A 10060-nucleotide genomic window follows, 5' to 3' on the forward strand; every position below is an offset into this window, starting at 1 on the left:
TGCCGCGCCGGCGCCGGCGCAGGGCGAGGATGCGCTCGGCCTGGGCGCGGCGGCGCGGGCCGTGCTCGCGCGCGATGTCGGCCAGGCGCAGGTCGATCGCCTTGAGTTCGCGGGTGCGGCGGTCGAGCTCGATCTGGATGCCGTTCGCCTTCTCGGCGAGGCGGTCGATCTCGCCGCGCGTGTCGCTGCGTTCGGCGATCGCCTCGGTGAGGGCCTTGCGCGCGGCGGGCAGCTCGGCCTCGGCGCTGGCGTAGGCCTCGGCGCGGGCGGCGAGAAGCTGTGCCGACTGCAGGCCGAGCAGGCGCTGGCGCAGCGTGGTGAGGCGGGCGCTCGCGGCGTCGAGCCTGGGGCGCAGGGCCTGGAGCTGCTTGTCCACCCCGCCGATCTCGTCCTGCAGCGCGGCGATGCGCGCCTGGCGGGCGAGTTCGCCGAAGTGGAACTCCTGCGGCCGGCCGAGGTGGCGGGCGCCGCGGCGCTCGCGGTGGTAGCCGTCGCGGGTGATCCACTCCTGCTCGCGCGGCAGATCGCGCGCGGCCTCGGCGTCGTCGACGCGGCGGATGCGGTTCAACAGGTCGGCTAGCCAGCGCGGCACCGGCGCGCCGAATTCCACCACCTCGGCGAGGCTCATCGGGCGCGGCGGAGGTGCGCTCTCGCGCTCGGCCACGATGAAGTGGCGGAAGCGCTCGCGCTCGCCGAGCGCCCAGGCGGCGTGGCGGTCGGCTTCGCGTTCGAGCAGGACGAGGTGTCGGTAGGGGCGCAGGATGGCTTCGAGCGCGGCCTGCCAGGCGGCGTCGGTGACCTCCACCACCTCGGCGAGGCTGCGGTGGGCGATGCCCTCGGCGCTCAGCCGGACGCGGAAGCGTGCGACCTCGGCGTCCCCCGGCGCGCCGGCGCGGTTACGCTCGCCGCGCAGGGTCTCGCTGCGCTCCTCGAAGGCGGCGACGAGCTCGCGCTCCTTGCGGCGCAGCGCGGCGAGCGCGGCGTCGGCCTCCTCGTGCTCCTTCTCCAGCGCCACGGCGTCGGCGCCGTGCTCGCTGGCGAGCTGGGCGCGCAGCATGTCGCGCTCCTCGAGCAGCCTTTCGAGGTCGCGCACGCGGTCGTGGGCGGCGAGGTAGCGCTGTTCGGAGGCGCGGTCGTCCTCCTTCAGGCGCTTGCGCTCGGCCTGCACGGACTCCTGCTCGGCGCGCACGATCTCCAGGCGCTGGCGCGATTCGCGCTGCTCGACGAGCTTGTCGGCGCGCTCGTGGCCGACGCGGAACAAGGTCTCGCGCTCGGCGGCGAGCGCGCGCTCGAGCTCGGCGATCTCCAGGCGCGGCACGATCCCGGCCTCGAGCGCGTGGATCTCGTCGGCGAGCTGTTTCCATTCCAGGAAGCGGTTGGCCTCGGCCTTCTTCTCCTCGGCCTGGGTCTTCAGGCGATCGAGGTCGATGCCGAGCTCGCCGAGCTCGCGCTCGGCCGATTTCTGCTCCTCGCGCGCGGCCTGGTAGTTGTCCAGGACCTCCTTGTCGCCGAAGACGTCGAAGACGAGCTCGAGCAAGGCCTTGGGCGAGTACTCGCACAGCTTGTCGGTGTCGCCCTGCTCGAGCGCCAGCACCTTGGTGATCGCCGGGGTGAGGCCGCCCCAGGCCAGGCGGTGCTGGTAGTCGCGCAGGCCGGTCCAGTCGTTGGTGGCTTCCAGCGCCTCGATCGGCTGGTTGCCGTCGACGATGGTGTAGTCGCGGATCCAGTCGCCGCCGGCCTTGCGGATGCGGCAGGCGAGCGTGACCTCGTCGGCCAGGCAGGGGAAGAAGGGACGCTTGCCGGTGTGGCCGGGCTGGTTGGCGACCACCGCGCGGATCCACGCGAAGCTGCGGTCGGCGCGGCGCACGTAGCGGCGGAAATCGCGCTTGCCCGAGCAGCGCAGCGCGAACAGCGTGCGCAGGGCGTCGAGCAGCGTGGTCTTGCCCGAGCCGTTGGGGCCGACGATGGTGATGATCTGGGCATCCAGCGGCAGCGTGAAGCGCCGCCAGAAGTCCCAGTGAACGAGCTCGAGGGTCTTGATGTGGAACATGGGCCGGGGTCGCGGTGAGGCTCAGCGCCGCTGCAGCAGCAGCCCGCACTCGAGGTGGTGGGTGTAGGGGAACTGGTCGAAGGCCGCGGCCGCGGCGATGCGGTGCGTCGTCGCCAGCGCGGCGACGTTGGCGCGCAGGGTCTCCGGGTTGCAGGAGATGTAGAGGATGTGCTCGAAGCCCTTCGCCAGCGCGATCGTGCCTTCGTCGAGGCCGGCGCGCGGCGGGTCCACGAAGAGCGTGGAGAAGCGGTAGCCGGCCAGGTCCACGCCCTGCATGCGGCGGTATTCGCGCCCGCCGGCGAGGGCGTCGCTGATCTCCTCGCTCGCCATGCGCACCATGGTGACGTTGGCGACGCCGTTGTCGGCGAGGTTGGTGTGCGCGGCGCGCACCGAGGTCTTGCTCATCTCGGTCGCGAGCACGCGGCCGAACAGCGGCGCCAGCGCCACGGTGAAGTTGCCGTTGCCGCAGTAGAGTTCGAGCAGGTCACCCGGGCCTTGCGGACGCGCGCCCACGGCCTTCGCCTGCGCGCGCGCCCAGGCCAGCATGTGCTGGTTCACGCCGCCGTTGGGCTGGGTGAAGCTGCCCTCGAACTGCTGGTAGCGCAGACGCTGGCCGTCGACCTCGAGCACCTCCTGTACCCAGTCGCGCTCGAGCACGATCTTCTGCTTGCGGCTGCGCCCGATCACCTGGATGTCGAGCGCGGCGGCGAGCGCGCGCGCGGCGGTTTCCCAGTCCGCGTCGAGCGGACGGTGGTAGACCAGGCTGACCAGGCACTCGCCGCTCAGGGTGGCGAGGAAGTCGACCTGGAAGATCTTGCGCCGCAGCGCCTCGCTGGCCTGGAGCGCGTCGCGCAGGCGCGGCATCAGCTTGGCGATCGGTTCTGCAGCCGCGGGGAAGGTCTCGAGCAGGATGGGCTGCTTCGGGTCCGCGCTGTCGAACATCGCGTAGTCGATGCGGCCCTCGTGATGCCACAGGCGGAACTCGGCGCGCAGGCGGTAGTGCAGCGGCGCGGAGCGGAAGACCGCCGGCTCGGGCAGGTCGAACTCGGCGCAGTCGCTGCGGTAGCGCGCGAGCTTGGCGGCGAGCTGGTCGTCGTAGCGCGCGGGGTCGATGCAGGGCAGGGGCATGGGCTCAGTCTTCCTCGTCGAGGGCTTCAGCTTCGTCGGGCAGGACCTCGGCGAGTTCGAAGGCGTTGCTCTCCGGCGGCGCGTGGCCGGCGGCTTCGAGGATCTCGCCCAGGGTGCCGTGGATGATGCGGTCGGCCATCACGCGGTAGTCGAGCGCGAGGTCGAGCAGTGGTCCCTCGGTGACGAGCCCGTTGCGGCGCTCGATGAAGCCGAGGCGGGCGAGCTTGCCGAGCATGAAGTTGCGCACCTTGGTGCGCCCTCCCAGGCGTGGGCCGAAGTCGGCGATCAGGGAGGCCTCGGTGAGCGTGCCCGAGACGGCATCGCCATGCGCCACCGGCTTGTCGCCACCGAAGAGATCGGTCTGGCCGTCGTCGACGAGCTCGCGCCGGGTCACCTGGCGCTGCCGCTTGGGCAGCACGATCAGCGCCCAGAGGATCACCAGCAGCGCGACCTCGTCGCGCGTCAGGCCGAGGTTGCTGGCCGCGTACTCGCGCCCGGCGCCGAACACCGGTTCGGCGAGTTCGGGCTGCAGCGCCACGCCGACGTGGGCGGCGTAGGGGTTGTCGAGCAGGCGCAGGCCGACGTCGGCCAGCCGCCGGTCGAGTTCGAGGCGGAAGGTTTCATCCACCAGCGCGCGTCGCACCAGCTTGTCGCCGCGCGGCAGCCAGCGCTGGGCGAGCAGGCGCGCGGTGAGGGTCTTGAGTTCGTGTTCCATGGAAATCCTGGGGGCTCGGGCCGGGGGCGGGGCTCAAGCCGCGGTGGTGGCGCGCGGGCGCACCTCGCCGAGCGTCATCGCGCCGATCTCGTCCTCGCCGACCGCGGTCAGCGTGTCGCCGAACTCGACCTCCACCGGCAGGCGCATGAAGCTGCTCACCGGGCCATCCTCCAGGCCGCCCTCCGGAGCGGTCTCCGCGCCGTCGGCGAGCAGCGCGAGCAGCGACAGGCGGTAGCTCGCCGGGGCGAAACCGCCGCCGGCAATCACGTGGTGCAGGGGCTGCGGCGCGGGCAGGGCCCCGAGACGATGGGTGAAGTGTTCGAGCATGCGCAGGTCTTCGGCCTGTGGGGCGAGGCCGGTCGCGGCGTCGTCGGCCGGGGGCAGGGTGGTGTCGGCCGGGGCCGCGCTGCCGCCGCCCTCGAGCAAGGATTCGGCGCGGTCGAGCAGCTCGTGCCCGCCGGCGAGCAGCGGCAGCTCCGGCACGCTCGCGCAGGCGTCCGCCGCCAGCGTGGCGAGCGCCGCGGCGTCGAGCCCGCGCAGCCAGGCGGCGACGTCCGAGGACGAGATGCCCGAGGCCCCCAGCGTCACGCGCTGCGCCTCGATCTTGTTCAGCGCGCGCTGGAAGGAGGCGTCGGCGCGCGCCAGGCGCGACTGCGCCAGCCCGATGCGCTGCGCGATGCGGGCGATGTCGAAGTCGACCTCGGGGTCGGCGAGCAGCTTGTCGAGGAGCTCGGTGCCGCGTTCGAGCCAGCGCCCGTTGGCAGACAGGCGGCGGCGGGCGTCGAGGATGCGGAACTCGGAGCCGGAGGCGATCGCCTCCTCGAAGTGCCAGGTGAGGTCGTTGAGCTTGGACAGCAGATGGCCGAGCGACTCGGCGGTGATGCCGCCGACTGCCTGCAGGCCGGCGAGCTGGGCGGTGAGGAAGCCGAGCTCGGCGTCTTCTTCCTCGCCGAAGCGCAGCAGCATCGCGATCGCCGCCACCGCGTTGCGGCCATGGTCGGAGAGCGCGTAGTGGCCGTCCTCGCCGATCGCGAGCAGGCCGTTCTCGCGCAGGCGCTTCAGGACCGTCTCGAGCTTGACCGGGTCGAGATAGCTGAAGCGTGCGCGCAGCGCCTCGGGCGCCCAGCGCGGCGCGTCGGCTTCGCGGCCGATCTCGCGCAGCACCAGCAGGCGCATCAGCACCTCGGTCTCGGTGCCGCGGAACAGCGTGATGAAGGCGTCGAGCAGCGGGCGCGCCGAAGCCAGCGCCGCGAGCTCGGGCACTTCGTCGGCGTCCACGCCCGCGGCGAGGAAGTCGGAGAGGAAGGGGTCGTTCAAGCCTGCAACGCCCTTTCCTCAGACGCCCTGCTTGAGGCTTGCCCCGATGAAATCGTCGAGATCGCCGTCGAGCACGGCCTGCGTGTTGCCGACCTCGTAGTTGGTGCGCAGATCCTTGATGCGCGACTGGTCGAGCACGTAGCTGCGGATCTGGTGGCCCCAGCCGATGTCGCTCTTGGAGTCCTCGAGCTTCTGCTGCTCGGACTGGCGCTTGCGCAGCTCGGCCTCGTACAGGCGCGCCTTCAGCATCGACATGGCCTCGGCCTTGTTCTTGTGCTGCGAGCGGTCGTTCTGGCACTGCACGACGATGCCGGTGGGCTCGTGGGTGATGCGCACCGCGGAGTCGGTCTTGTTGATGTGCTGGCCGCCCGCGCCCGAGGCACGGTAGGTGTCGATGCGCAGGTCGGCCGGGTTGATCTCGATCTCGATCGAGTCGTCGACCTCCGGATACACGAACACCGAGGTGAAGCTGGTGTGGCGGCGCGCGTTGGAGTCGAACGGCGACTTGCGCACGAGGCGGTGGATGCCGGTCTCGGTGCGCAGGTAGCCGTAGGCGTATTCGCCGGAGAACTTGATCGTGCAGTTCTTGATGCCGGCGACCTCGCCCTCGGTCTCTTCCATGAGCTCGACGGTGAAGCCCTTCTTCTCGCCGTAGCGCAGGTACATGCGCTCGAGCATGCCCGCCCAGTCCTGCGCCTCGGTGCCGCCGGCGCCGGCCTGGATCTCGATGAAGCAGTTGTTGGGGTCCATCGGGTTGCTGAACATGCGGCGGAACTCGAGCTTCTCGATCGCGCCCTGCAACTCGACGAGGTCGGCCTCGACCGCCTCGAAGGTGTCGTCGTCGTCCTCGGCCTCGGCGAGCTCGAAGAGATCCTTGAGGTCGCGCGACTGCGCGTCGATCTTCTGCAGCGTCAGCACCACGTCCTCGAGCTGGCGCTTCTCCTTGCCGAGCTCCTGCGCGCGCTCGGCGTTGTTCCACACCGCCGGGTCTTCGAGCGCGCGATTGACCTCTTCGAGCTTCGATGCCTTCACATCGTAGTCAAAGATACCTCCGTAGTTCGCGACCCCGGGCGGCGAGGTCGGCGAGTTTTTCGGCGATGGCGTTCTGGCGTTCGGCTTCCATGGCGAGGCTCCGGCGGAATCTGGGAAACCGCTCATTATACCGGTTACCGGAGCAGCGCCGTCGGCCGCAGCGCAGCTTCATGAGCAGGGACGTCCCGCCGACTCCGCGCAGACGCAGCGAGAGCCTCGTTCGCCTCCCGCTTCCAGGCTGGAGTACCTGCAGGCGGGACGGTTACAATTACGCCCAATTCAGGATCCGCGTGCCGTCATCGACCCGGGGAACGCGGTAGGAACTCGTCTGGCGGGCACATGCAGCACAACAGCAGGAAGATCCTCGGGGTATTGATCGCCACGGTGCTGGCGCTCAACGCATTCATTGCGGGACTGCTGGGTTATGCGATGCTGGAGGCGAAGGCACGCAAGGAGCGGGAGGTGCGCACCACGGTCGAGAACCTGGCCCTGCTCCTCGACCAGAGCGTCGGTTCCTCTGTCCGCGAGATCGACCTCCTGCTGCGCGGAGCGCAGAACCGGATCGAGCGTGCGTTGCGCGACAAGGGGCGCCTGGAGCGCGACGATTTCGACTCGGTGATCGACGTGCATCGCGACGGGCTGTCGCAGACCGCCCAGGTCCGGGTCAGTGATGCCACCGGCACGGTTGTCCTCGGCGACCAGGTGACGGCCGAGACGCGTACGAGCTATGCCGACCGCCCGTTCTTCATCGATCATCGCGCGCTCGACGATGGCGAGATGCAGGCCAGCAAGCTGCTGCACGGGCGCATTTCAAATACGTGGATCGTGGTGTTCTCGCGCCGCTACAACGCGCCCGATGGCGACTTCGCGGGCGTCGTGACCGCAGCCGTGCCGGCCGATCATTTCCAGCGCCTGCTTTCGGGCCTGCAGCTCGGGCCGCATGGCATCGCCCTGGTGCGCGACCTCGACATGACGCTGATCGCGCGCTGGCCGCGTCTCGATGCCCCGGCCGGCGTGATCGGCAGTCGCGGCGGGTCGCAGGAGCTCAACGAGATCGTCGCCTCCGACGTTCGCGCGCAGTCCTTCTACAGCGCGCGCACGGCCGACGGCGTGGCGCGCATCAATGCCTACCGCCGGCTCGAGCGCCTGCCGGCCTTCGTCGTCGTCGGCTGGGGCGAGAAGGACTACCTCGCGCAGTGGAAGGAGGACGTCGGCAAGGCCATGCTGCTGTGGGCACTTTTCCTCGGCGTGACCGGGCTGGCCGCCTGGCTGCTGTATCGGCTGGTCGACGCCAACGACCGTGCCAACGAGCGCAGCCGCATCCTGCTGCAGAACGCCAGCGACGGCATCCACATCACCGACGCGGAGGGCATCGTCATCGAGGCCAGCGACGCCTTCTGCCGCATGCTCGGGCGATCGCGCAGCGAGGTCATCGGCATGCGGGCGGGGAGCTGGGATGCCTGCCATCCGGAGCCCGACATGCGTGCGCTGATCAGCGAGCTGTTCGCCTCGAGCGAAGTGCACACCTTCGAAACGGCACATCGGCGCAAGGATGGAAGCGTGTATCCCGTCGAGGTGACCGCGTTCCCGCTCGAGGTGGACGGCAGGACGGTGCTGTTCAACTCCGCGCGCGACATCTCCGCGCGCAAGTCGGCGGAGGCCGAGGTCAGGAAGCTGGCGTACTTCGACGCCTTGACCGGCTTGCCCAACCGGCGGCTGCTGATGGAGCGGCTGGAGCGGGCGCAGGCGAGCTGCGCGCGTCAGGGCACGGTCGGCGCCTTGCTGTTCATCGACCTGGACAACTTCAAGGCGGTCAATGACACCGTGGGCCACCAGGAGGGCGATCGGCTGCTCGTGCAGGTCGCCGCCATCCTCGTACGCTGCGTGCGCAAGGACGATACCGTGGCCCGGCTCGGTGGCGACGAGTTCATCGTCATGCTGGAGGAACTGGGCGGGGAGGGTCGGGAGGCGGCGGAACAGGCCGCGGCGGTGGGCAGCAAGATCCTCGCGGCGCTGAACCAGCGTTTCCAGCTCGGCAGTTCGGAACATCGCACCTCGGTGAGCATCGGCGTGAGCCTTTTCGGCGAGTTGGCCGACGAACCGGTCGACGAGCCCCTGCGACGGGCCGACATGGCGATGTACCGGGCCAAGCTCGGCGGACGCAACGCGGTGTGCTTCTTCGACCCCTCGATGCTAGCCGACGTGCGCGCCCGGGCCGACGTGGAGGCAGGGCTGTGGATCGCGCTCGAGCAGCGCCAGTTCGTGCTGCATTACCAGCCCCAGGTCGCCGCCGACGGCGCGGTGCTCGGCGTGGAGGCGCTGGTGCGTTGGCATCACCCGGTGCGCGGCCTGGTACCGCCGGGCGAGTTCATTCCGCTCGCCGAAGAGTGCGGGTTGATCCTTCCACTCGGGCGCTGGGTGCTCGAGGCCGCCTGCGCGCAGCTGGCGGCGTGGGCGGACGACCCGTGGCGCAGCAGGCTGGTGATTGCGGTCAATGTCAGCGCACGCCAGTTCCTCCATGAAGACTTCGTCGCGGGGGTGGTCGCCGCGCTCGAGTGCTCGGGGGCCGACCCGGGCCGGCTCGACCTGGAGCTGACCGAGAGCTCGCTGGTGACCGACGTCGACAAGGTCAGCGAGAAGATGGAGGCCCTCAAGGCGCTCGGCGTGGGATTCTCGCTCGACGACTTCGGGACCGGCTATTCCTCGCTCGCCTATCTCAAGCGCTTGCCGCTGGATCAGTTGAAGATCGATCGCAGCTTCGTGCGCGACATCCTGGTCGATCCCAACGACGCGGCGATCGCGCGCATGATCATCGTGCTCGCCGACAACCTCGGCCTGCGTGTGATCGCGGAAGGCGTGGAGTGCGAGGAGCAGCGCGACTTCCTCGCCCGCAACGGCTGCTCGACCTATCAGGGCTACCTTTTCAGTGCGCCGCAGCCGATCGACGCGCTCGAGGCCTTCCTCGACGCCCGAAGGTCTCGGCCGGCGCGCTGAAGGAGCGCTCAGTCGGCGCGTTCCAGATCGTCGATCACCGCCTTCAGGAAGCGCGCGGCCTCGCCGCCGGTGACCACGCGGTGGTCGAAGGACAGGCTCAGCGGCAGCACGCGGCGTACCGCCGGGGCGCCATCGACCGCGAGCACCTGCTCGTGCACCCGCCCGGCGCCGAGGATGGCCACCGTGGGCGGCACCACCAGCGGCGAGGCGTACTTGCCGCCGATCATGCCGAAGTTGGACAGCGTGATGGTGTGGCCGCGCATCTCCTCGGGCGGAATCCTGCGCGCCCTGACGTCGGCGCGCATGCGCTCGAGGCCCTGGCGCAGGTCGTCGGGGCTGCGGTTGGCGACGTCGCGCAGCACCGGCACGAAGAGGCCGTCGGGCAGGTCGACCGCGATGCCGACGTGCACCTGCGGCACCAGCCGGCGCGCCATCGCGTGGCTCTCGTACCAGGCGTTGAGCGCCGGCGCGGCGCGGCAGCCGGCGACCAGGGCGCGGATCAGGCGCACGGTGACGTCGGTGCCGGGCGGCCAGGCGTGGATCACCGCGTCGTCGATCACCGTGGCGCCGGCGACCTCGCTCTGCGCCAGGCTCATGTTCTGTGCCATCGCCCGGCGCACGCCGCGCAGCGCTTCGGCGGGGCCGGCCTCGGCGAGCACGCGCGCGGCGCGCTGCACGTCCTCGCGGGTGATCACGCCGTCGGCGCCGGAGGGCGTCACCATCTCGAGCTCGACCTTCAACTGGCGCGCCAGCGCGCGCACCGCCGGGGTGGCGCGGATCCCCGCTCCGCCGTGGGCTGCCGGTGCGAGCGCGGCCGGCGCCTC

At 70.6% G+C, this 10060-nt stretch carries 7 protein-coding genes; 1 reads left to right on the forward strand and 6 read right to left on the reverse strand.

The features are described from left to right. The 5 genes from C665_RS16005 to prfB all read right to left on the reverse strand — a co-directional run. Positions 1-2050, reverse strand: a 2050-nt coding sequence (locus C665_RS16005; protein WP_004322458.1) for an ATP-binding protein, incomplete at its 3' end; no start/stop codon positions are given. Positions 2051-2071: 21 nt separating this feature from the next. Further along, on the reverse strand, positions 2072-3178 hold the full coding sequence (gene trmA, locus C665_RS16010; protein ID WP_004322460.1) for a tRNA (uridine(54)-C5)-methyltransferase TrmA: 1107 nt from the start codon (positions 3176-3178) through the stop codon (positions 2072-2074). Between the two features lie 4 nt (positions 3179-3182). Then, on the reverse strand, positions 3183-3893 hold the full coding sequence (locus tag C665_RS16015; protein ID WP_004322461.1) for a hypothetical protein: 711 nt from the start codon (positions 3891-3893) through the stop codon (positions 3183-3185). Between the two features lie 33 nt (positions 3894-3926). After that, on the reverse strand, positions 3927-5210 hold the full coding sequence (locus tag C665_RS16020; RefSeq protein WP_004322463.1) for a hypothetical protein: 1284 nt from the start codon (positions 5208-5210) through the stop codon (positions 3927-3929). Positions 5211-5228: 18 nt separating this feature from the next. Continuing rightward, positions 5229-6333 (reverse strand): peptide chain release factor 2 gene (gene prfB / locus C665_RS16025; protein ID WP_012585282.1). Its coding sequence is split into 2 segments (ribosomal slippage): positions 5229-6251 and positions 6253-6333, totalling 1104 coding nucleotides; the frame shifts between segments, so codons are not numbered across the junction. A gap of 248 nt (positions 6334-6581) precedes the next feature. Here prfB and C665_RS16030 point away from each other — a divergent pair. Beyond that, positions 6582-9236 carry a bifunctional diguanylate cyclase/phosphodiesterase gene (locus C665_RS16030; protein WP_004322469.1) on the forward strand — a complete coding sequence of 885 codons (2655 nt, stop codon included), beginning with the start codon at positions 6582-6584 and terminating at the stop codon, positions 9234-9236. Positions 9237-9244: 8 nt separating this feature from the next. Here the strand turns inward: C665_RS16030 and C665_RS16035 are convergent. Beyond that, positions 9245-10060: dihydrolipoamide acetyltransferase family protein (locus C665_RS16035; RefSeq protein ID WP_004322471.1), on the reverse strand; the 816-nt coding region annotated here is incomplete at its 5' end.

The sequence above is a fragment of the Thauera aminoaromatica S2 genome, from assembly GCF_000310185.1.
Taxonomy (GTDB): Bacteria; Pseudomonadota; Gammaproteobacteria; order Burkholderiales; family Rhodocyclaceae; genus Thauera; species Thauera aminoaromatica.

Bases quoted from the DNA above. Each gene is read 5' to 3' on its own strand.
- C665_RS16030 (WP_004322469.1), top strand. From the start codon at position 6,582: ATGCAGCACAACAGCAGGAAGATCCTCGGGGTATTGATCGCCACGGTG.
- C665_RS16015 (WP_004322461.1), bottom strand. From the start codon at position 3,893: ATGGAACACGAACTCAAGACCCTCACCGCGCGCCTGCTCGCCCAGCGC.
- trmA (WP_004322460.1), bottom strand. From the start codon at position 3,178: ATGCCCCTGCCCTGCATCGACCCCGCGCGCTACGACGACCAGCTCGCC.